This window comes from Sphingobacterium kitahiroshimense (assembly GCF_025961315.1).
Classification (GTDB): domain Bacteria; phylum Bacteroidota; class Bacteroidia; order Sphingobacteriales; family Sphingobacteriaceae; genus Sphingobacterium; species Sphingobacterium anhuiense.
In genome coordinates this window covers 831,882-854,179 of sequence record NZ_JAOQNK010000001.1, presented here as the reverse complement: position 1 = coordinate 854,179, position 22,298 = coordinate 831,882, and the positions used below count along the sequence as shown (strand labels likewise).

19 protein-coding genes are annotated in these 22,298 nt (G+C 35.4%); 11 read left to right on the top strand and 8 right to left on the bottom strand.

The window, feature by feature from the left end; genetic code table 11:
• Positions 1 to 38: 38 nt before the first annotated feature.
• Genes M2265_RS03790 through M2265_RS03780 form a run of 3 tightly spaced genes read right to left on the bottom strand, consistent with a single transcriptional unit; the run spans position 39 to position 2,583 of the window.
• Complete coding sequence (locus M2265_RS03790; protein ID WP_132767677.1) at positions 39 to 668, bottom strand: NAD(P)H-dependent oxidoreductase; 630 nt, start codon at positions 666 to 668, stop codon at positions 39 to 41.
• Entirely contained in the window at positions 665 to 1,621 is a 957-nt protein-coding gene (locus tag M2265_RS03785; protein WP_207902334.1) for an alpha/beta hydrolase, read from the bottom strand. The genes M2265_RS03790 and M2265_RS03785 overlap by 4 nt, the downstream gene beginning before the upstream one ends.
• 14 nt (positions 1,622 to 1,635) lie before the next feature.
• Positions 1,636 to 2,583, bottom strand: coding sequence for an NADP-dependent oxidoreductase (locus M2265_RS03780; RefSeq protein ID WP_132767681.1), 948 nt, complete (start codon positions 2,581 to 2,583; stop codon positions 1,636 to 1,638).
• Positions 2,584 to 2,666: 83 nt separating this feature from the next.
• Here M2265_RS03780 and M2265_RS03775 point away from each other — a divergent pair, with 83 nt between their 5' ends.
• Complete coding sequence (locus M2265_RS03775; protein ID WP_207902335.1) at positions 2,667 to 3,500, top strand: AraC family transcriptional regulator; 834 nt, start codon at positions 2,667 to 2,669, stop codon at positions 3,498 to 3,500.
• A gap of 88 nt (positions 3,501 to 3,588) precedes the next feature.
• On the opposite strand, the gene M2265_RS03770 is transcribed toward M2265_RS03775, so the two are convergent.
• The gene (locus M2265_RS03770; RefSeq protein WP_132767683.1) at positions 3,589 to 4,089 is read right to left on the bottom strand and encodes a hypothetical protein; all 501 of its coding nucleotides are present in this window, start codon (positions 4,087 to 4,089) and stop codon (positions 3,589 to 3,591) included.
• A 289-nt stretch (positions 4,090 to 4,378) separates the two neighbouring features.
• Between M2265_RS03770 and M2265_RS03765 the strand changes: the two genes are divergently transcribed.
• From M2265_RS03765 to M2265_RS03750, 4 genes are all read left to right on the top strand, one after another.
• A complete protein-coding gene (locus tag M2265_RS03765) occupies positions 4,379 to 6,133 on the top strand; it encodes a sensor histidine kinase (RefSeq protein WP_132767685.1) in 1,755 nt (584 codons plus the stop codon).
• Between the two features lie 4 nt (positions 6,134 to 6,137).
• The gene (locus tag M2265_RS03760) at positions 6,138 to 6,896 is read left to right on the top strand and encodes a LytR/AlgR family response regulator transcription factor (RefSeq protein ID WP_132767687.1); all 759 of its coding nucleotides are present in this window, start codon (positions 6,138 to 6,140) and stop codon (positions 6,894 to 6,896) included.
• A complete protein-coding gene (locus tag M2265_RS03755) occupies positions 6,893 to 8,428 on the top strand; it encodes a TlpA family protein disulfide reductase (RefSeq protein WP_132767689.1) in 1,536 nt (511 codons plus the stop codon). The genes M2265_RS03760 and M2265_RS03755 overlap by 4 nt, the downstream gene beginning before the upstream one ends.
• Before the next feature lie 117 nt (positions 8,429 to 8,545).
• On the top strand, positions 8,546 to 8,782 hold the full coding sequence (locus tag M2265_RS03750) for a hypothetical protein (protein WP_132767691.1): 237 nt from the start codon (positions 8,546 to 8,548) through the stop codon (positions 8,780 to 8,782).
• A gap of 89 nt (positions 8,783 to 8,871) precedes the next feature.
• On the opposite strand, the gene M2265_RS03745 is transcribed toward M2265_RS03750, so the two are convergent.
• Positions 8,872 to 9,567, bottom strand: a complete 696-nt coding sequence (locus M2265_RS03745) for a tetratricopeptide repeat protein (protein WP_132767693.1) — start codon at positions 9,565 to 9,567, stop codon at positions 8,872 to 8,874.
• Between the two features lie 307 nt (positions 9,568 to 9,874).
• Here M2265_RS03745 and M2265_RS03740 point away from each other — a divergent pair, with 307 nt between their 5' ends.
• A complete protein-coding gene (locus M2265_RS03740) occupies positions 9,875 to 10,738 on the top strand; it encodes a GLPGLI family protein (protein ID WP_132767695.1) in 864 nt (287 codons plus the stop codon).
• 14 nt (positions 10,739 to 10,752) lie between these two features.
• Here the strand turns inward: M2265_RS03740 and M2265_RS03735 are convergent, their stop codons facing one another.
• A complete protein-coding gene (locus M2265_RS03735) occupies positions 10,753 to 11,112 on the bottom strand; it encodes a bleomycin resistance protein (RefSeq protein ID WP_132767697.1) in 360 nt (119 codons plus the stop codon).
• Between the two features lie 209 nt (positions 11,113 to 11,321).
• Between M2265_RS03735 and M2265_RS03730 the strand changes: the two genes are divergently transcribed.
• A complete protein-coding gene (locus M2265_RS03730) occupies positions 11,322 to 13,625 on the top strand; it encodes a WG repeat-containing protein (RefSeq protein WP_132767698.1) in 2,304 nt (767 codons plus the stop codon).
• Positions 13,626 to 13,678: 53 nt separating this feature from the next.
• Complete coding sequence (locus M2265_RS03725) at positions 13,679 to 16,159, top strand: WG repeat-containing protein (RefSeq protein WP_165905815.1); 2,481 nt, start codon at positions 13,679 to 13,681, stop codon at positions 16,157 to 16,159.
• Between the two features lie 130 nt (positions 16,160 to 16,289).
• On the opposite strand, the gene M2265_RS03720 is transcribed toward M2265_RS03725, so the two are convergent.
• Positions 16,290 to 17,759 carry a sulfatase family protein gene (locus tag M2265_RS03720; RefSeq protein ID WP_243655359.1) on the bottom strand — a complete coding sequence of 490 codons (1,470 nt, stop codon included), beginning with the start codon at positions 17,757 to 17,759 and terminating at the stop codon, positions 16,290 to 16,292.
• A gap of 236 nt (positions 17,760 to 17,995) precedes the next feature.
• On the opposite strand from M2265_RS03720, the gene M2265_RS03715 reads away from it, so the two are divergent.
• The gene (locus M2265_RS03715) at positions 17,996 to 18,868 is read left to right on the top strand and encodes a hypothetical protein (RefSeq protein WP_132767702.1); all 873 of its coding nucleotides are present in this window, start codon (positions 17,996 to 17,998) and stop codon (positions 18,866 to 18,868) included.
• Between the two features lie 104 nt (positions 18,869 to 18,972).
• On the opposite strand, the gene M2265_RS03710 is transcribed toward M2265_RS03715, so the two are convergent.
• Positions 18,973 to 20,040 carry a DUF6688 family protein gene (locus tag M2265_RS03710; RefSeq protein ID WP_132767704.1) on the bottom strand — a complete coding sequence of 356 codons (1,068 nt, stop codon included), beginning with the start codon at positions 20,038 to 20,040 and terminating at the stop codon, positions 18,973 to 18,975.
• A gap of 257 nt (positions 20,041 to 20,297) precedes the next feature.
• Between M2265_RS03710 and M2265_RS03705 the strand changes: the two genes are divergently transcribed.
• Positions 20,298 to 20,690 (top strand): hypothetical protein, encoded by a 393-nt coding sequence (locus tag M2265_RS03705; RefSeq protein ID WP_132767706.1) that lies wholly within the window; start codon positions 20,298 to 20,300, stop codon positions 20,688 to 20,690.
• 163 nt (positions 20,691 to 20,853) lie between these two features.
• The gene (locus tag M2265_RS03700; RefSeq protein ID WP_132768930.1) at positions 20,854 to 22,269 is read left to right on the top strand and encodes a PLP-dependent aminotransferase family protein; all 1,416 of its coding nucleotides are present in this window, start codon (positions 20,854 to 20,856) and stop codon (positions 22,267 to 22,269) included.
• The last annotated feature ends 29 nt before the right edge of the window (positions 22,270 to 22,298 follow it).

Here is a 22,298-nt window from a genome sequence, read left to right as displayed (position 1 = left end):
TCTGCAATAAAATACAGATGAGCTTTTTAATGATGTGTTCATCCAATATATGGGATGCTATCATCAGCTACTATGCCGATAGGTAGCGCTTTTGCATCATCTATCGCTAAATCTGCAACATCGTTTAATGCTTTCAATCGATCAGCTTCATCAAAATTTTCAAGAGGTCCAATAAAACTACTTTGAATCGAAGTGATACCACAGTATTCAAGAATACCATTTTTTAATTGAATCAATCCACTGGATCCATAAACCTCTTTATAAGTTTTTAGGTTTAGATCACCCACTGTGGTTATGATTCTAGCAGTCTTGTTTTGAAGTAAACCCACATTTAGACCCTGTTTAGACTTTCTAAATGTAATACCGGGTAGAAATGCTCGGTCAAAAAAACCTTTCATCAGAGCAGGCATGCCGAGCCACCAGAGTGGATGAATCCATACCTGATGCTCACCCCATTGAATGGTTTGCAGCGCTTGGAGCAGATCGGGCTCCAGTTCCATTCTCTGCCTATAGCCAAATTGTAAATTAGGATTAAAGTCCAAATCGGCAAGAGCAATATAACGTACTTCAGCACCTGATTCTTTCGCCGCTTTGATATAAGCATTTGCCAGAGCACTATTGAAACTTAATTTATCCGGATGCCCGTTGATAACAACTATTTTTTTCATTTTTTCTGATTGATAATTTTCTTAAACAGTTCGATTTGCTGTGCATAAAAGGTTTCCGATAATAGACAAGGGAAAAAATCAAAGGCATGTACTGCACCTTTTATTTCCAATAATTCGACCGAAGTGCCAGCTAAACATAATTTTTCCGCGTACAATTTTCCTTCATCTTTTAAAGGATCAAATTCACAGACAACGATGGTCGCATGGGGTAAATGATGAAAATTAACTTCATGCAATGGCACCCCGTATTTGGGGACATGAGTTCTTACGTTCCATAAATAATGCTTCCACATCCATGTAGCCGCTATTTTTGTTTGCATCGGTGCTTTTGCTAAACTGTCCATCGATGGACTCTTCAACGTATCGCACATAGGAGGATAAAGTAAATATTGATGTTGGATCATCTTATTCTTTTTATCCCGGGCTAGGTGAGTAATCGATGCAGCGATTGTCGCACCTGCACTGCTGCCACCGATAATGATCATATTTTTATTTCCGTCCAGTTTGCTCACATTTTCATAGAGCCATAATAAGGTATCGTAGCCGTCTTCAATAGCTGCAGGAAAAGGATATTCTGGAGCTAATCGATAATCGACAGAAACGATAAGCATACCCACTTCAAGTGCTAATTCAAAGAGTATAAAATCATACTGCTCCGGAGTTCCATATATAAATGCGCCACCATGAAAATATAACAATACCGGTAAATCTTGCTTAGCTTTTGGTTTGTAGATTCTCAAACGTATCGGTTCTTCAGACTGGGAAGAGGGAATTAGCATATTTTCAACAAGTAATTGCTCTGGTATAATCAAAGGCTCTTCGTTTAAAGACAAACGTAGTTCTTCCGCTCTGATTTTTGTAGGATCGTTTTGTAGCAGATATTCATATTTTATTTTACTGTAAGGACTAGCAGCAATAGCCTCTAATAATTCTGGATCTATATTCCCCAACAAGATTTCAAATTGCTTTAAAATTGTACAACCACTTTACCTACCGTTCTCCCAGATTCAATTTGCAGATGCGCTTCTCTCATCTGATCAAAATTGAAAACATGTGAGATATGAGGTTTCAGAATACCCGTTTCTAATAAATGCGCAATTTGTTGCATAGCCGCTCCATCACTATAGACAGACATAAAAAAGCAGGCGTGAAGATTTTTTTCACGAGCTTTTAACTCATCATCTTTCGTATGTCCCGATGGCAGGGCTACGATAGTGCCAAAAGGTTTTAAAACCTGAACTGACTTTTGAAAATTAGCACCCCCCAGTGACTCCAGTACAAAATCGACATTCGAAAGGACCTGTTCAAATTCCGTTGAGTTGTAATCAATATGTTCATCAGCCCCTATGTTGAGCAAGAAATCACGATTCTGTACCGATGATGTCGCGATGACATAAGCGCCCATATATTTTGCTATCTGTACTGCGAAATGACCAACGCCACCAGATGCGGCATGGATCAATACGACATCATGAGTGCGCAGTTTTCCATATGTGGTAAATGCTTGCCACGCTGTTAATGCAGCCAAAGTACTGGCAGCAGCTTCAATATGACTGATCCGATTAGGTTTCAAGGCAAGATGCGATTCTGGTGCCGCAACAAATTCAGCATAAGCACGTCCATGTCCGACGAAATTGACCATTCCAAATACTTCATCACCAATCCCAAATTTTTTAACCAAACTTCCAACCTCTATTACCACTCCAGAAACATCCCATCCCAAGATCAATGGATCATACCTGATTAAATCTTCTGCAAGAGGAGCTTGTCTACTGCGGACCTTAACATCCACAGGATTGACACCAATTGCTTTTACTTCAATCAGTACTTCATCCGGTTTTAATATAGGCTTTTCAATATCCTTATAAATCAGATTTTCTACCTCGCCAAATTTTTCTAACACAATTGCCTTCATATCTTAATTTTTATTAGCAAAAATAGACTGAAAAAGGAGGTGAAAACAGGTACAATTAAGTGTTATTTGGGTACCTTTGCATCATGGCAAGAGAAAATATCTATCAATCCTTAGAAGTTTTTTACGAACAAGTTTCAGTATGTCCTTTACGTGATCGACAGTTTAATTTCTTTGAACTCGTATATGTTATCTCCGGCAAAGGAAAACACGGTGTCAATGGAAATAAATTTGATTATTTTCCAGGAGACTTATTTCTTTTGACACCACATGATTGTCATGAATTTGATCTCGATGGAATGAATGAGTTTATGGTCGTACGCTTTGGCGAAAACTACATAAAAGAATATCAATGGAAAAGCATCGACCATATAGAATGCTTATTATACAATGCCTCTCATTTGTCGGGATCTGTGCTCGTCAATAAGGAAGACAAGCAGATGGTCAGCTTGCTGATGCAAAATCTTCAACAGGCATGCGAAGAGCATGGGCATTATAATGAAGATTTGAGAAGACATCTGGTCAATGCTATTATTGTCTTAGCAGCAAGGAATATTGCGATTGTTAAACCAGAGCATATTTCACAGACTGCAGATACACGCATACTGCAATTATTGGATTATATACAGGAAAATATACGGCAACCCGAATTTTTAAAAATAGGAGTAATGGCCGAAAAATTTGGACTATCTTCCACTTATCTCGGAAGCTATTTTCGTAAACAATGTCATGAATCTATACAACAGTATATCTCTTCCTATCGGATCCGCTTAATAGAACATCGATTAAGGTTTAGTGATAAAAGAGTTCATGAGATTGCACATGAATTTGGATTTGCGGATGAAAGTCATATTAATAAATTTTTTAAACGCCATCATGGACTGAGTTTAAAAAAATATAGAGAGAAAACGGCTGGATAACAAACCAGAAGCAGATATTTGAACGTAAGCTTATTGATTAAGAAAGAACTGAGTATGTAGTGTATTAAATTTACGGTGCCCCAATATACTAGTTCGTTATTTTTTCACTTGAAATCATTTTTAAAATAGGGTTATCTTGACTATAAGGATTATTGACCAATGTAATTGAGTCAGCCGCATTAACTAAAAATTCAAAACTATATTTATCATCATTCGTTACAAACTGCCATAGTGTGGTGTCATTCTCACCTCGTAACGTATATCTTTTACCTTGTGCTACGACCAATTTTTTATTCCTGTTATCATAGATACTGATAGAGAACTGTCCATCACCACTATATTCTTGATTTAGAACGATTAATGTGTATTGCGAAGATGAAGAAGCTTTTCCTTCAAAAGTACGGATCAATAATTTTCCCAGAGTGGAATCAGTTTTAACCGGTTGTATGGCGGTTAAATTGCCGATTATTGAACTATCTGTCACTTTGGATAAGCTATCAGTTGTCTTTTTATCGTTTACTTTAGTCTTTTGATTTGTACATCCCAAGGAGATTATACTTAAAAAAAGGAAGGTATTTCGTATAGTCATCTGTTTACGGAATTAATCTTATAAATAGTCTATATTTGCGCTCTTTAAGGTATTTTATTTTTTTAAGTACTTCTCACAAGGCACTTTCGAGCATGCTCTACACTTTATAAATATAACAAATTAATGCAAAAAAATAGGATGTCTGTCTTGATATTTAATTGATCAGGATTTAAATCTTTAAAGGAATATTTTACTTTTTTCTCCAGATACTCAATACATCCTGCCAATTGCTCATTTTGCTTTTTCATTCCAAATAATTTGAGCATTTTCGATCCATAAACCAATAGAAATGAAAAGAACACTTTTATTATTGCTGCTACTTTTATTTTTTAAAACCTGGGCACAGGACCAGCAGGGGAATGACTACTTTTTCGGAGATAATTTTCATTTTCATGGTTTTTCAACAGATAAGCGGATGATGGTACGCAATGATATCGTCTATGTCAAATCAGCTAAATATTTATGGCATGTCTATGGTAATTTTGATAATAAAGTAAAATTACCTGGAGCTGGCCTGAATAATGTTCCCAATTCCCCAATATTGCTTGGTATAAAATTGAGCCCTAAACTTAAAAACTATTTTACGGCACCTGTTCAAAACATATCCAAAGTCTACTATAGTTATATTGTACCCGATAGTTCCGATGCTATCATTGTCGCAATGGGGATTAATAAAGATAATTATAAGGATTATGTCTACCGGGTCGTAGAGCATGATAGCATCGAACTAGTACCCTGGTCTTCGATACCTAAATTGTCAATGGAGTATGGAGCCAAAGTTCCTTATGGTGCTATAGGCACTTTTAATTATCCCGGAAAACAGATCCTTGTAGAGGTCAGGAATAAGAAGAATTACGGCATCAGAGATGGTTATATCATTGACTGGCGTAAAAATAATCACCCCGTACTGAAGCAGCTGGTAGCAAGAGGATCAGGAGAATATGGGTATTTCAATGTATTAAACGACTCTTTGAATAAGGGGCAGGTTCAATCCTATGATACGCATACTGGAGTTCCGGTAGGATGGACCTTTCAGAAAGATAGTATTACTGAATTTGATCTAGAATTTGACAAGCATGAGACCGTTCCATATTCCATTCATTTAATTAAAAATAGCAATGGTCAGGTGGATACACTTCGTCTGGAGTGGTGGACACAGTTAGACAAGTTTACCATTTCAAATCAATATTTGAATGAAGTAGGTCAGTATGAACTGCTGGTGCATAAAACCGGAGATCTTTCGGAATATAAAGATAGCGAGATCTTGCGCATATCCTATCGAATAGTGCCGACAGCAATAAAGACCACACAAGCGGTGTGGCCTATCATATGGCCCTATCTTTTAGCCGGTTCAATTATGGTATGCGCTGGATTCTTCATGATGAGGTCTCGAAGTCGGAGAAAGATGAAACAAGTACAGCAGCAAAAGCAGGCGGTTACACTACAGATCAAGAATATTCAGGCACAGTTAAATCCCCATTTTATGTTCAATGCTATCAATTCCATTCAAAATTTGATTCAAAAGAATGATTTGATCGGAACCAATCATTACCTAAGTAAATTTGCATCGGTTACTCGCGCAACATTAGAAAATGCAGAAAAAGAAATGAACCCACTAAGTGAAGAATTACAATTATTGGATGATTATTTACAAATGGAACAGTTAAGATTTGGTTTTCATTATCAGATAGAAAATAAAATTTCTGTTCATGCAGATCTCATTGAAATACCAACTATGTTATTACAGCCTATAGTTGAGAATGCCGTAAAACATGGTATCGCTATATTAGGAAATACAGGTATGATCAGTATTATCATTGATCAGCTCGGACAGACCATGCGTATTTGTGTCGAAGATAATGGAGCCGGATTTGATTATACGGTTGAAAATAATGAAAGTGGATATGGTCTTCGATTGAGCAAAGAACGTCTAGATTTACTTAATAAGCTTTATCCAGAAAATATATTTCATATTGAGATTAAGACTACTAACAATAAAACTCAGGTCTGTATCCTGATTTCTAACTGGATTTCTAAAAATTAAGAAGATGATCAGATATGTAATTATAGACGATGAGGTAAACAACATCGAAATATTAAGTTCTTATTTAGAAAAGTATAGGGATAATCTACAGTTGGTCGGTACAGCTACCCATGCTGACGAAGGTGTTTTACTGATAAAAAATACACAACCGGAGTTAATTTTTCTAGATATTCAAATGCCTCAAAAAAATGGTTTTGATCTGTTACAGGAAATAGGAGAGCGTAGTTTTGAAGTGATTTTTGTAACGGCTTATGATAAATTTGGAATTCGGGCTGTTAAGTTTTCAGCATTGGATTATCTGCTCAAACCATTGAATATACAAGAGTTGGAAGAAGCATTGTATAAAGCCATTGAAAAAATTAGGCAGAAGAAATACAATGCCAATCTGGAGAACTTAATCCAGAATCTCAATAACAAGCAACATGATGAAGATAAAATTGCTTTAAGTACTGGAAGAGAAACCCGGTATATTCCCGTCGCTCAAATTGTTCGATGTCGTGCAGATGATAATTATACCGAGATCTACCTGTCGGAGGGAGAACCAATTGTGATCAGTAAGACCCTTAAAGAATACGATGAAATGTTAAGTCAATATGGATTTATAAGAACACATCAGAGCCATCTCATAAATCCGAAGCATGTGTTGGGGTATACCAAAGGAGATAATCCGGCAGTTCATATGCAACATAATATTTTGGTACCGATTGCCAGACAGAAAAAAGAATATGTATATCAAATTTTAAACCAGATTATAAAACCATGAAAACTCTTATTATTTACTTTTTTAGCATCGTTTTTCCAATAGCTTTATTTGCTCAGGGAAAAACTCATCCAATGCCACTTACAGATGCGGCTTTTGATACACAATCTACTCATCAGGTACAAGCTCAGATAAAGGGAAGAGTGTTACATGCAAGCCCGCCCGATCTCGAAAGAATTACGATTAAATATAGCATCGTGAATGCGGGAAATCCTTTTCAATCAAGTTATACAACCAAAGTAGCTCTAGATGGCACTTTTAGTATTGTCATACCAGATAAATTAATGAATCAGCAAATATGGTTCACGTTTGGAGAATATGCATATATCTGTATCTATTTAAATGAAGAACTGGAGCTCACTTTCGATCTGGACAAATTGAAAAAGAAATTTGTTTACTGGAATGACGAAGGAGTTACTTTTGGTGGTAAAGATGGTAAAAAAAATGAGGTGATGAATAATTATATATTATTCGATAAAAAACATAATGAAAGTTTTTCAACGAAATTGCAGGATCTAAATAAAAAAGATACAGCATTCTTAACCAATCTAGATAGCTTATTTGCTGTTCAGGATCGTGTTAATGACATGTTCTATACTACATATGGCGATACTTATCAATATTTAGTTGAAAGTGAAACAGCGGCCAGTTATTATGAAGAAAAATTGAAATATTTCCTTGAAAACAATATTCAAGTAAAACAGATAGAAGACTTACTGACTCCTGTTTACGCGATATCAAATAACTCACGCACATATATACAATTTTTGAATTATTATGTAAGATCCTCTTTTAAAACTACCGGTCAAAAATATAGTCCTGTCAATCTTGCTAATTACTGCGATAGCATATTACCGGCAGCTTACGCAGATTTAATCAAGTTACAGCTAGAAGATAGAGATGTTAAACTTCAGCGTGATCTTTATAAACAATTAGCAACGACCCTGCATTTCAAGTGGTCTAGCGAGTATGTACGATCTCAGATTGCCATGTTGAACAGTAAGATTGAGAAAATTGATTCAATCAACCAGGCATCAACTGTTAAAGAAAATGTCAAAGAAAATGTTGCATCAACGCTTGGAAAACATATATTAAAAACCGGATCTGGAGCATTACTTTATATTGATGAACATCAATCTGGGGCTGATTTTTTGCGAGATTTGAAATCTACATTTCCAAATAAAGTTGTTGTAATTGATTTTTGGGCAACCTGGTGTATCCCATGTATTCAAGCAATGCCTTATAGTAAAGAGCTACATAAACAAGCAAAAGAAGCTGATTTACCAATTGAATTTGTCTATATCTGCACATCATCCCGTTCAAGTGAAGAGAAATGGAAAAATAAAGTGCTTGAAATAGAGCAGCCCGGTATTCATGTATTTGTTAATGAAAAGGTGACAAGCGAAGCGATGAATTTATTTAATAAAGGTGGTTTTCCTTCGTATATTATGCTAAAACCTGATGGAAGCTATGATTCCGAAACGATCACCAGCATGCAGGGATTATCGTTAGATATGTTGAAAGCACAACTCTGATTCAGAGATCATGACGAATAGGATGATCATGTAATTCAGACCATTTATTATTATCTTTTGTGTTAATAGTTTAAAATGCCTTTACTCTTCGTATCTTTGTCCCATAAATATAATAACATGCCAAGAGAAACAAAAAGAGGGCTATATCAAGGAATAATTGAGCAAGACGAAAAGGGTAATTACTTTTGTGGTCCATATTTATTGGACTATCAGTTAGTAGAACTTCATTTTAGATTAGGAGATAAAGTAAGCCTTAAAAAAGTAATTGGTAATACCAGTAGAAAAAGTTTTGATGATTATCCTCAAAAATCAATCAAGTTCTCGCTAGCTGGAGAAGACCATGATGAAGATTAGTCATTAAATTATACAGATCAGCTGCGATATCCTCAATGTTGATCTGTATCTTAAATCTTTTCCTCATCATAATCCTTATCTACACCATATCAGTAGGAGTTATGGGAATTTTTTAACATCGCTTGGATATTCTGGGCACTTCTGTGATCTCGGTCTATGTTAGCCATATTTAAGAGTTTTCTTGCTTTTGAAAGAGACCTGGGTAAGTGAATTCCTTCCAAATACAATTTTGCCAATATATAATTAGCCTCTTCAAATTCGTAGGCGGAATAATACTTTTCTAACCTTAAAATAGATTTATAATAACAAATTGCCCTTTTAATGTCCTGCTTGGTTCCAATTCCATAATAATAACACGTTCCTATTTCTAATGCACAATATTTACCCATATTGTCCGCTAGATGATAAAACTCAAATGCTTTTTTATATTTCCCATTCGTAGTATACAAACGAGCTAAATTAAAAGCACCTAAACAGTCATTTGCTTTAATCGCTTCTTTATATAGTTTTTTTGCTAGCGCTTCGTTTTTGTCACAGGCATACCCAACAGATAAATAATTGGCGTAGCTTATCATAGCTTGTTTGCTACCATTCCTATAGGCCGCTTCTGTTAAATCGAATGCTTCTTTTTTATCTTGTTGCAAGATGGGTTCTTCATCAATCCATAATGCATCATCATAATAATTTGCAAGTAAATATTGACTATCTGAATCTCCATGTTGAGATTTATGCATAATTTCTTCCAAATCTTTAAGTGAAAAACGCTTACTTTTGTATCTGTACATGATGTGATGTGTTATAAAACAATTTCAATTTACATAATTCTAAAACACTTTTATAGTACAGCTTTCCGCAATATTTGATTTATAGTCATACACTTTACCCTCAGTTTGAAAGCTTTCCCCTATTGATTATTAATTTTTTGTTACTTTATTCTAGAATTTATTATTTTTAACAATCTTATTATTAACCCTAGTACATACTTTTTTATGTGGTAAATAATTTTGTCATTACAGGAGAAATTGTTAACTTCAAAAAACCAATGTTTTCAATGTGTTTAGAAAGTAGACTCAATCAATACTCCACATAAATATGAACTTAAATAAACGCGTAAAATTATTATCATTATCAGTTTCAACTGTTGCATTGCTTTTCAGTACGGCTATTTATGCCCAATCTGATCGTTTGAAAGTACATAAAAAGGTACTGTATAATATGACTTTTCAAATGGATAGTTTAAATACAGCATCTAAAACTACCGAGTTGACCGAGTTGCTGTTATCAGATACGGTTTCTTTATTTAGAACACTTCATAAAGCTGAGCAAGATGCCACTTATGCAGCTTATATTAATAATAAAGTTATCCAACTTTCTGCACCAGTGGTTATGACAATTGGAAAGATCAATAACCTGAATTATCAAATATTAAAATCTAATACTGGACAGATCAAAGTCTATGATGAATATTCAGGCAGCAATTTAAATCATGTTAAAGAAATAAATTATTATACAGAGCCTGCTACAGCAATGGACAGTTGGAAATTATCTTCAGACACAATTACCATTGATCAGTTTCTTTGTCAAAAAGCTGAAATAGACTTTGGCGGTAGGCATTGGACAGCTTGGTTTTCAACAGAAATTCCAATATCGGATGGGCCTTACAAATTCGGGAAATTACCGGGACTAATTTTAAGATTAGAAGATTCAAGTAAAACATGGAAATTTGAATTTCAGTCTATTCAAAATGTAGACGAGGATATAGAATTAAACAAAAAAGAAAATGTTGAAATTAAAAAAATCAACAAAGATAAGCTGTTCAAAGATAGAAGGTACTATCAAAAAAATATGCTTTCCATAATGGAATCAAATGGCGGAAGTATTGCTGAGGATAGAAAAGCGGCTCAAGAAAGGTTGAATGAGGTGATAAGAAAAGATAATAATTGGATTGAGCTTTAAATTGTATTATAAATTCAATCGACACCTTGTCCAAAAGTTAATAGATTGTTGTCAGGATCGAGCAACGAAAATTCTTTTTGCCCCCACGATTTAATTTCCAGAGGAGCATTTGGATGAATAGCGACATTATTGTCTAAGAACTGCTGATAAACGGTCTCAATATTGTCCGTTCTAATGTAAACCTGGCCATAATTTTCTTTCGGATCAAGTTCTTTAAATTCAAAAAAGTGAATTTCAATACCTTCTTTGAAAAGCATTAAATAACCTTCATAGTCGTGGTCGCCGAAAGTTTCAAAACCTAATTGCTTGACATAATAGTCTTTTGTTAGCGATTTATCGCGCATAGGTAACTTCGGATGTATTGCTGTTAGCATAGTTTTATTCTTTATTTAGCGATGTTAAACCTGTATGTATGACTAGAAAACTTTAACATCATATATACTGTATGTATAAAATTAACGATTTATTTTTGAACAATGATATACAGCCATTAATTATGAGGATGTTAAAAGAATAAAATTAGCGGATTTCAGGGGTGTATTTTTCGGTTGAAAATCTAGATATTTGGAGAAACGGGTTATCAATGAAGCATATTCTTATTTTTTCACTCTTATTATCAACTGTTTTAGGTTTTTCGCAGACAGTTCAGACTGCAGATGCGATAGGCTTCGGAGGTTCGATGTCTCCTTTAGTAAAAGTCAAAAAAGATAGAAAAGAATATTTTTATCATCTGGATGGCAATCATTTCATAGATGATGTGGAAGAACATGATGCAGATCTATTTGTTGTCGTGAAGAAGGGGCATTATGGTGTCTTGAATGATAAGGGAAACATGGTCGTTCCTATCGATTATGATGAAATTGAGCTCGCTACGGAATACGAAGGACAGTGGTATGCGGGAATACCATACGATTACAAATACATCATTTTAAAAAAAGATGGTAAAACCGGAGTCGCTGATGATAAGGGCAACATCATTATTCCCTTAGAATTTCAGAATACCACAGTTATTAATAAAAATAGTATTGGAATTGCCAAAAATAATCTTTGGGGCTGGGCTTCAGCCTCTGATGGTAAATTAGTACATGAGCCTGAATATGAATATATCACAAAATTTTTTTCTGACGAGTATGTGGAGGTTCGCACGGCGGATAAAAGTGGACTTGCCAAAGCTAGCGGGCAAGTTATCATCCCCGTCGAGTATGATGACTATTTAAGGTATATCGTAGGGGGGCAGCAGACCTATATTGAGGGAACAAAAAATAAACAGCTTTATTTAATGGATACTACAGGTACCATATTACTTTCAGGAAATACGGACTATAAAGCAATTAAAGGATCAAAGCTTCTGATATTTAAGCAAAAAGACTTGTTTGGAGTTATTGATCCCACTACCCAAAAAGTAATTGTATCGCCTGCATTTGAATCATTGGATCCTTTTATTAGAAATCTGGGAATAGCCAAAAAATCCGGTAAATACGGAGTGGTTGATATGCAGGGAAAAACACTTTTGGATTTTCAATTTGAGGAGATAAGATTTTTAGCGGCAAATGGCCATCATAAATATGACACCGGCTCCGATGCATTAACCGAGAAAATGTTGGCCAGAAAACCTCCAGAAGATGTCAGATTGAAGTTAATTTATGAGCAGCAGATAAACCAGGCACCCTATTTTATAGAAGTCACGAAGGCTGGAAAAAAAGGGCTGTACAGCTGGAACGGAAAAACAATTATCCCATGTGGTAAATACAAGAATATACAATTTCACTATTACAGAGGTAAGTCATTCTTTCTTGTAGACTCCGAACTAAAATCTGGAATTGTGGATGAAACTGGAACCGAAATATTACCAGTTCAATACACATTTAATGATTCTTATCAATATTCCAAAGAAGCAGTACAAAACGAATTCGATCTCGCGAATCGTTTTATTGTATTCTCAGAAGGAAAAGAAGAAGGAAGTATTGCATTAAAAATTGGATTGTTTGATCTGGATCAAAACGAGATTATTTTTGCAGCGCATGAACAGTATATTACATTACTGAATCACCGTTTCTTTCTACTGCGGAAACTGATTGCCGATTATAATTACGAGTTTTTACTCTATGATATCAAACAACGTAAGCTTCGTAAATTAGGAGCTGATATTACCGATGTACATGTGGTGAATGACAGTTTTCTGCAGATCGAAACGAAAGAAGGTGTTTATCAATTGACCACTTTTGATGGTACGAAGATCTATGCGAACCCTTCATGGAAGGTAGAGGGTAATTATCACCTTATTCGTTTCCCCAATTATAATAAGCATACTTTGAGTGGGTTTTATTTTGGGCTGAAAAAGATATATGCGGGAGAAGGAAATCTTTTTATTGATACCTTAGGTCAGGAGAAAAGATTTACGGGCATTGATCAAGTTGATTGTTTTTACGATGGATATGCTGTTGCAGCAAAGAAGATCGAAAACAAAGAAGCCTCTAGTGGATTCAAATACTTGAAAGGAATGATTGATTTGGAAGGTAAAACAGTCGTTCCATTTGAGTATAATGAAGTGTATGCCGCTGGCGCAGATGCTGAAATGTTAGTTTTTGCTAGAAAAGATAGCCAGATGTTAGTACGACGAGACGGTACGGTTATTTTAGGAGCAGAATACCATGACATAGAGACAAGTAGTGCATATCCTAATTTTACCTTTGCGAAAGGGAGCAAGTATGGATTGGCAGATTGGGCTGGTAATATCCTTGTAGCGCCCCTATATGATGATATTCGTAGGAATTATGAAGGAGATCAAAAAACCTGGCCCTTATTGGTAAAAGAGGGTGACTGGTATTACTTCGTTGGGAAAGATGGTCAAAAGTATTCCATAAAAGCAAAAGAATGCTCTTATTAATCTAAATATAATCGCTTATGACATCATTTTCATCATATTTAAAATACAAGAATTTGAATTTTATACTTACTACATGCTGTTTTGCTGCAACACTTTGTTTTTCAAATCCTGCAGCAGCACAAATAAGCAGTTCATATGTTGAAGAAGATCGTATGGCACCTTTTAGAAATGGCTTCGCGAAAATAACAGATAAAGGTCGGGTTTATTATATTAATGTGCATGGGGAGAAAATTGAACTTGCAGAAACTACCCCCGTAAGTTTTAACGATGCGTATTCAGTACAAGATTATCAACGTGAGATTAAAGAGGAAGCAGATTTTCTTCCAAAAAGTGTATTGAAGTATCTGAAAAATGGAAAAATCGGAATTATTTCGCCAAAAGGAGATCTTTTGTTAGCAGCAGACTACGATGATATTGATATCGAATTTCGGCAGTTCTGGAAGGTAAAGCGCAATGGAAAGGTCAGCTTATTTTTAGCTGATAAAACTTTTTTACCTTATTTCGATGATATCGGATATTTAGATGGTGAATATTTTGATGTTAAACAAAATGGGAAATGGTATTTATACAGTAAATTGCAAAATAAAGTAACGACCAGTCAGGGCTATGATGCATTTGATTATTGTGGTGGATGTGGCAATGGTTCAGCCTATGTATATGCACAGCAAAATGGTAAGTGGGGAGTCATGGATTGGAGTGAAAAAGTGCTCGTTCCATTTAAATACGAGCATGCACATTGGAATATGCGGAGTGATAACTGGGTGGCTTCCTTTTCAAAAAATGGACAACCGCTTATCATACATATACCATCAAAAAGAGAGTTTGTTGATGCCAAAATATTAACAGGTGTTTTACTTGTAAAAGAAAATAACAAGTATGGTGTATACGGGCAGGACGGTGATCTGAAAATACCATTTGATTTCGATAATATCGAACTGCCTAACGATAATTCATATTTAGGTTATTATGGAGAATATCTGTTGACCACAAAACAGCATAAAAAAGGAATTTCAGACCTAACAGGGTCAGTTATTATACCAAATGAATATGATGATATAAAAGTATACGACGATTATTTTGTTGTTAAAAAACAGCAAAAGTCTTATCTGATGGATAAGACGCGGAAGGTGCTTTTCGAAATCGAGAATGGAGAAATAACACATGTCAATGATTACTTTTACTCATCCGGCAGTAATAACCTAGCTACTTTTAAGATTAAAAAAGGCGCATATTATGGTTTGTATTTTGCCAATACAAACATCTATATTGAGCCACAATATTATAAGATTGATCTTTTTAAGTTTAAGAACAACGAACCAAAAGAGCAATATATCATTACCGAGAAAAATAAAATCTCCAGCCTATTTGATCAAGATGGACACCTGATGTTAAGCGATTTTGAAGGGATTTCCGAACTCTATGATGCGCCGAAAAATCTGATGACATTCATCAAAAATGGACAAATGGGCATTTACGATTTAGATACCAGAAAGGAAATCATTCCACCCGTTTACGATAGCTTTATTATGGGGAAATTCGGGAATAGAAACCTTATAAAAGCAAACAATGTCCGGAAAAAAGATGCAGATGATATGGATAATCAGAGTAGTGATCTGTATGATCTTGCAGGAAAAAAGATATTGGAGACAGCTATTCAACGAATAGACACCATAGGAGTTAAATACTGTTTAATAAAAGATATAAAAGGAAAATACCTTTTACTCAATATGGATGACATGGAGCTGCAGGCGTTTGATTATCAATCTGTTTATCCGATCAATAATCCCAATCTTCTATTAGTGTCGAAAAATGACAAAACCGGGGTTCTTTATGATATTAAGGCAAAAAAAGAATTCAAAGGAGCATTTAGTGTAACCTATGTAAAAGAAGGTTATCTGCCAAAGGATCCCGGTAAGGAAACGGTGATCTTGCCCTTTAAAGGTGACATGGCTTTGCTGTACAACGAAAAAGGATATGGCTATATCAACAATACGGGTGAGGTAATCGTCTCACCGAAATATGTTTGGGCATTTGATTTCCGGGGCGATGCCGCTATGGTATGTCGATCTGAAAACTCAGACAGCCGTGCACTGGTTTTTAAAATGGGTTTTATCAATAAAAAGGGAGCATTGATCTTTCCCCTGACATATGATCTCACAAATTCTAGGCTAAACCACGAAGAATCTGTGTTTATTAATAATTCAGTCTTTTTACCAAAAGTAAACGGTAATGAATATCTGTATGGATTGGGAGATCTTACCACAGGAAAAGAGGTGTTACCGGTTGAATACACACAGATTCGGGCCCTTCAGAATGGAACTTATTTTCTGCTTCAAAAAAATAACAAATTTGGCATATCGGATGCTAAAGGAAATGTAATCGTGCCTATTGAATTTGAAGAAATCTTATTTGATGCACCCACCTTCTTCGATTCACCTTTAGATACAAAGCAAAACATCTTCCCGTTGCTGGTTTATCAGGAAGCAGTCTGGAAATATATTGATGAAAAAGGAGATTATCTCAAAATAAAATAAGAGTTTTAGATTAAAAAAGTCTTGTAAATTCTCACGCTGTGAAAACAGCTTCAATTATCAATTGAAGCTGTTTTTTATAAATAATTAAAGCATAATATGATTAAATTTAGTGATGAGTGTATATCCTAATTTAATTTTTCTCTTGCTTAAATAATGCCTCTAGTATGGCGGCTTGTTCCTGAAATTGATCGAATACATTTATTTCTTCCGCAAGATCTTCTTTAAGATTGTAGAGTTGAGGACCATTTTTTCCAAATGGAGGTATATACTTCCAGTCTCCAGATACAATAGCAAGGTTGCTATATCCTTCTTGTATCAATGTCATTCTTCCTTGTTTCGCGTTGCCAACAAAGGTATCCCATAAATTTTGACTATCAGATGCTTGTCCATCTGGAAGTTTTTGATTGAAATAACTGGCAAAACTGGCAACGAAATCAATCTGACAAACCAATTCTTGACTTACACCAGGTTTAATGTGTGCGGGCCAGCTGATAATAAAAGGGACACGGGTTCCACCTTCATATAGGTCCGTTTTCCATCCCCGTAGTGGACCTGCGGGACTGTGAATTCCGTTTAGTTCTTCTGCTTTATCAGCATATCCATCATCCAGTACAGGGCCATTGTCACTGCTGAAAACGATCATCGTATTCTGTTCAATACCAAGTTCATGAAGTTGCTTTGTTATTTGACCAACGATCCAATCCATTTCCAAAATAGCATCACCCCGATAACCTAAGTTGCTTTTACCCTTAAACATGGTGGCAGGCATTCGCGGCACATGAATATCATGCAGTGCAAAATACAGGAAAAATGGTTTCTTATGATTTTGCGCTATGAAATCCTGAGCTTTAGCTAAAAACGTAGTTCCCAATTCTTCGTCTGTCCATCTTGTTTGTTTTCCACCGGACATATAGCCAATTCTTCCTATACCGTTTACGATCGTATGGTTATGACCAACAGAAGATTGTAACTTTAACAATTCAGGATGTTCCTTTCCAGTAGGATCATTTCCTATTTTATTTTTATAATTCACGGTAATAGGATCTTTAGGATCCAGGCCTATTATCCGATGGTTCTCCATAAAGACGGTCGGAACTCTGTCAGCTGTTGCAGGAAATATATATGAATAATCAAACCCGACCTCATTTGGCCCTGGTTTAATATCCGCATTCCAATCCTTATTAATTTGGTCACCTAATCCTAAGTGCCATTTACCAATGATAGCAGTGGTATAACCTTCATTTTTAAATACCTTAGGCAAGGTAATCTGATCTGTTGGTATAATCAAAGCTGCATCTCCGGGAAGAATATTTCTTCCCGGTTTTCTCCAGGGATACTGACCGGTCATTAAACCGAATCTGGAAGGAGTACAGGTTGCAGAGGTTGCATGTCCACGCGTAAATCGCAGTCCATTTGTGGCCAATTTATCTGTATTTGGTGTCGAAATAGCCTTTGCACCATAACAGCTTAAATCACCATATCCCAAATCATCTACGTAAATAAAGATAACATTTGGTTTGCTCTTTTTATTTTGTGCAATTATACTAAGCGGAATAAAAATACCCGCGATCATAAGGGTTAATAAATGTCTTTTTTTCAAGGTATAGTGTTTCGGTTCAATGCAAATATAATAATCAATCTAAGAAAATTGTGAAATGCTTTCAGAATAAAATCGGTGTAATAAGCGTATAAATAATTGGAAAGGACAAATAATATTATTTTTACTACATACTACAACGGTTTTTTATGAAAAAACGGTTAAAATATTCACGATCAACTTGTAATATAAAGCTTTAATTCTTATTTTTGAGTAGACTCCCAAGTAAGACTTAAATTATGGTTAGAAAAATCTGCTTATTACTTTTAACAAGCTGTTTACTAATTTCATGTTCTGACAAAGAACTTGGTTCACTTGTCGACGAAATTGATGTCGAACATCCTACTGGCGAAGAAGAAAAAGTACCGATCAGAATAGTTGCAGATAAGAGCAATCAAAATTTCTACGAGATGGTGATGTTTGAACTAAAAGATAGTACTTATAATGGACCAAACGGATCAATGCTAATTCCCTTAAAATATCAAAATTTAGATTCGCTCACATGGGAAGTTGAAGGAAGTCCCAAGAAACTGAATCTTGTCGTTAAACAATCCGGAGGATATCGGTTTACTACAGCTTGGGGGCATTATTTTTATTTACCAGGAAATTATAAAACCTACTTAAAGGGGTATAGAGGAAAGGACTTAGTTGTAAAAGATTCTGCAACAATCCGTATTTCTGGCGATGGAGACTTTTTGCACGTTAAATGGAGTGAGCTGAGTGGTGATCCGAATGAAAATATTGGCTACACCAACAATGGAACACAAGATTATGAATTTCAAGTCTACAGCAATAAAATCGGTAAAGAAATTTTCTCGAAATTAAATGTGCGATTTGAGCATTTGGATTATAGGAAGTTTAATCCTGAAATAGGAAAACGAGAACTGGAAGTTTTTACAACATATATATCCTCCCTATATGGAGAACCTAAATATGATGAAACCACTAAAGGTATCCATGCCAAGTTCAAAAAGCTTTTTAGGAAAGGTGTAAGAGCGGAGCAGGTGATCAAGATCTGGCTCGGTAAAACTTCAAATATGGCTCTTTTAAAGAAAGAGTCCTGGAAGGAAGATGGATTTGGCTATGAAATCCATGCTGAACCAAATCATTAAATGGAATAATAAAATTTGATCACAATTATACATGTTTTACATTTTAACAGTAAAAACAAACATGATAACGGCGATCTATAGTTGACTTAAAGCGCTGTTAGTGTTTATAAAGCATATTGTTTAGCGATCTTCTCTTCAGGTTTTTCAGTGAATAAATACAGACAAAAGATAAAAAAGTACTCCAGAGGTTTCATCAATCTGTATACCAAATTAGATTTTTGAGGCGTATTAATCTTTTTTGATAAAGGATAACCAAAACGATCATAAAATCTTCTGATGACTTGATGTACAGATGGAAAATGATCTGAAATTAGTTCTTCGAAAGCATTGGCAACGAGTAGTTGCCTGTTGACAACAACTTCATTTCCATGCCTTTTCCCTAAACGAAGTGGTTTTACAATCGTTGGATCTCCACAAACAGCTACAGTACATAAATAATGTCCCCTATGATCTAAAAAAGGTGGGTGAGTTTTGCTTGAAAAATTCCATGTAGTCGTTTCCGTAAATACTTTTGTTATGGAATTTACTTCCTGTCCAAATAAAACCAATATTGCAACAATAATCACAAAAACAGGAATAAGAAAGACGAGAACGTAAACGGGTTGATGGCTCACATTCGCCATTTTCATGTTCAGGTTGTTAAGAAATTTATTCGAGTAATGTTTATTTGTTGCGGATATAGCTTCTTCTCCGATACATCTAAAAATTAAAATAAACGCCGTTACCGTATATGTGACGGGTAGGAAAAAGAACAACCAGGAATCGTAGAATTGCGTATTCGATGAGATCTGTAGTAAGACAGCAACGCTCATAATTATTCCGATAATGACAAAGATCAGTGACAGTACAAATAGAAGTGGAGGTGCTGATCTTCCTTTTAACCATAGCTTTATAATTCCAAACATGGCAAGTGCAAAAAAAGTAACTAATGTCAAGCTATGTTCTAAAGCAAATGGCGAGTAACCGCCGTCGACAATATCTATTGCTTCCTTATAGTGCGAGCCATAAAGCATAAGTCCGAAAACAAATAGTAGAATCGAAATACAAAAAGCCACAATGATAAGGTATTCCGTAATTTTAGTAGAGGTATTAGCTTTCTTTCGCAACTGTTTATAAACCCAAAATCCTAGTAGTGGAAATGAAATTAGAAAAAATATGATCAGAAACTCCATTGGCTTTTCTACTTTAGTTTATAGTTAAGGGGTACAATTTTTCATGAATATAATCAAAATAAGGAAAGGTATTGCGTTCTCAATGAGTTTTATTACTGATTATATTCTTTTTCCTAGATGCCGTTTTAAAATGTGTAAAATTAATGGTTAGGACTTTTATAAAAAATACTAGCTGTACCTATGAAAATTAGTATTTCTGTATCTGTACCCAAAGAAATAGAGTCTTTAAATTTGCTTATCACCAATACAACAAGAAGATGAAGACTAATGAAATTAATGGATTTAAGATTGTAAATTTTTATTTGTCCGAACTCAGCCCTGTGGTTTCTTTATATAAAAAACACAAGGAGAAATCCGATTTTGAGGGAAAGGACGCAAGGATAAATATTTTGACCGCCGAATTTGGACTCCCTTTAGCTGTGATCATGCAGGCTAAAGAAGTTATTGGCTATGCATCTGCAATTATTAATCATTCAAACAAGGTGGAAATGACTTGTTACTTTTTATCAGAATTTCATCAAGTCGAATTTAAGGAAGCATTAGAAATCAAAGCAAAAAGAAATTTTATCCAGACATTCGGAGATGATGATCATAGCATCTCTAAACTTAAATTGGCGATTGAACGACTTATTGATTGGCTCAACCTTTAAACTGAATGAAAAAGTGAATATTTAAAACATATAGCATAGGTGCTGTTGGATACATATGATATCCTAAAATATGTAAATTGCAGCGTGTTCAATATCCAACAATTTGAAGGCAGTGAATAATAAGAAAAAAATAGCGGAAGATAATTTATTAGCATATAAGTCCATGAAGAAAGAATCCTTATACCTCAAGATTGCTCATATTATTGAAGAACAGATTGTCTCCGGAACGATGCAATTAGGTGATAAACTCCCTTCGCTGCGTGTGGTTCAGAAGATGTATCATGTGAGTATCAATACGGTTAAACAGGCCTTTCTAGAGTTAGAAAGCAGGTCTCTGATTGAATCTAGACCTCGATCCGGTTATTTTGTAAGTAAAATAGCGCAACGACGTTTATCACTTCCCTCAGTTAGCCGATTACAAGCCCCGAATAATGAGCATGACCAGGAAGATCTTATTGATAAAGTTTATAACTCGCTAAAGAAGGAAGATCTGACACAGTTCTCTTTAGGCGTTCCTGCACAAAGTATGCTACCGATAGCAAAACTAAATAAAGGAATTGTGAATGTGATACGAAAACTTGACGACGGTGGGACCAGTTATGAACCTGCGCAGGGAAGTATCAATTTAAGAAGAAGCATCGCTAAATGGAGCATGGAGTTTGAAGGACAACTTACTGAAGAAGATCTGGTGACCACTTCCGGAGCCATGAATGCTATTTTTAATTGTTTGTTAGCCGTGACAAAGCCAGGTGATACGATCGCAATGGAAACACCTGTATACTTCGGGACAATTCAAATAGCCAAGTCACTTGGACTTCATGTGATCGAAATACCTTCCCATCCGATTTCTGGGATCGATATGGACGCATTAAAGAAAGTTATTTCTAAAATAGATGTATGTTGCTTCACCGCAAATTTCAGTAATCCATTAGGCAGTCTTATGCCAGAAGAAAACAAAATCGAACTGGTGAAGATGCTTACAGAACGAAATATACCGTTGATCGAAGATGACCTTTACGGTAACCTTTACTTTGGCACCAATAGACCTAAGCCCTGTAAAGCCTTTGATGAAGCTGGAATAGTCATGTGGTGTGGTTCCTTTTCAAAGACACTTGCACCGGGGTACCGTGTTGGGTGCGTAGCGCCAGGGAAATTCAAGAAGAAGATCATCCGGCAAAAACTGCTGCAGACCATCTCAACACCTGTTTTATATCAGGAGGTTATTGCAGATTTTATGGAGCATGGCCGTTATGACCACCACCTTCAAAACTTTAGAAATAAGCTATATTCAAACTGCTTTCAGTACCAACGCGCTATCGAAGAATATTTTCCTGATAATACAAAAATATCACAACCTCAAGGCGGATTCGTACTCTGGCTTGAATTGGATAAGAGAATTAATACAGCGTCCTTGTTTGATAAAGCCATCCGTCAGAATATAAGCTTTGCACCAGGTAGAATGTTTACACTGCAGGACCGTTATCATAACTGTATGCGGTTAAATTTTGCATTAGAATGGAATGATCGGATCCATGCCGATTTGAAACGGTTGGGTACGATCGTGAAGAATGCATTTTAAACATTTCTTATGATTAAGATCCTACGTTA

Excerpts from the sequence above, each read along its gene's own strand:
- M2265_RS03745 (WP_132767693.1), bottom strand. The coding sequence starts at position 9,567 with ATGTACAGATACAAAAGTAAGCGTTTTTCACTTAAAGATTTGGAAGAA.
- M2265_RS03740 (WP_132767695.1), top strand. The coding sequence starts at position 9,875 with ATGAACTTAAATAAACGCGTAAAATTATTATCATTATCAGTTTCAACT.
- M2265_RS03755 (WP_132767689.1), top strand. The coding sequence starts at position 6,893 with ATGAAAACTCTTATTATTTACTTTTTTAGCATCGTTTTTCCAATAGCT.
- M2265_RS03710 (WP_132767704.1), bottom strand. The coding sequence starts at position 20,040 with ATGGAGTTTCTGATCATATTTTTTCTAATTTCATTTCCACTACTAGGA.
- M2265_RS03775 (WP_207902335.1), top strand. The coding sequence starts at position 2,667 with ATGGCAAGAGAAAATATCTATCAATCCTTAGAAGTTTTTTACGAACAA.
- M2265_RS03700 (WP_132768930.1), top strand. The coding sequence starts at position 20,854 with ATGAAGAAAGAATCCTTATACCTCAAGATTGCTCATATTATTGAAGAA.
- M2265_RS03750 (WP_132767691.1), top strand. The coding sequence starts at position 8,546 with ATGCCAAGAGAAACAAAAAGAGGGCTATATCAAGGAATAATTGAGCAA.
- M2265_RS03735 (WP_132767697.1), bottom strand. The coding sequence starts at position 11,112 with ATGCTAACAGCAATACATCCGAAGTTACCTATGCGCGATAAATCGCTA.
- M2265_RS03715 (WP_132767702.1), top strand. The coding sequence starts at position 17,996 with ATGGTTAGAAAAATCTGCTTATTACTTTTAACAAGCTGTTTACTAATT.
- M2265_RS03730 (WP_132767698.1), top strand. The coding sequence starts at position 11,322 with ATGAAGCATATTCTTATTTTTTCACTCTTATTATCAACTGTTTTAGGT.
- M2265_RS03705 (WP_132767706.1), top strand. The coding sequence starts at position 20,298 with ATGAAGACTAATGAAATTAATGGATTTAAGATTGTAAATTTTTATTTG.
- M2265_RS03770 (WP_132767683.1), bottom strand. The coding sequence starts at position 4,089 with ATGACTATACGAAATACCTTCCTTTTTTTAAGTATAATCTCCTTGGGA.
- M2265_RS03780 (WP_132767681.1), bottom strand. The coding sequence starts at position 2,583 with ATGAAGGCAATTGTGTTAGAAAAATTTGGCGAGGTAGAAAATCTGATT.
- M2265_RS03760 (WP_132767687.1), top strand. The coding sequence starts at position 6,138 with ATGATCAGATATGTAATTATAGACGATGAGGTAAACAACATCGAAATA.
- M2265_RS03790 (WP_132767677.1), bottom strand. The coding sequence starts at position 668 with ATGAAAAAAATAGTTGTTATCAACGGGCATCCGGATAAATTAAGTTTC.
- M2265_RS03765 (WP_132767685.1), top strand. The coding sequence starts at position 4,379 with ATGAAAAGAACACTTTTATTATTGCTGCTACTTTTATTTTTTAAAACC.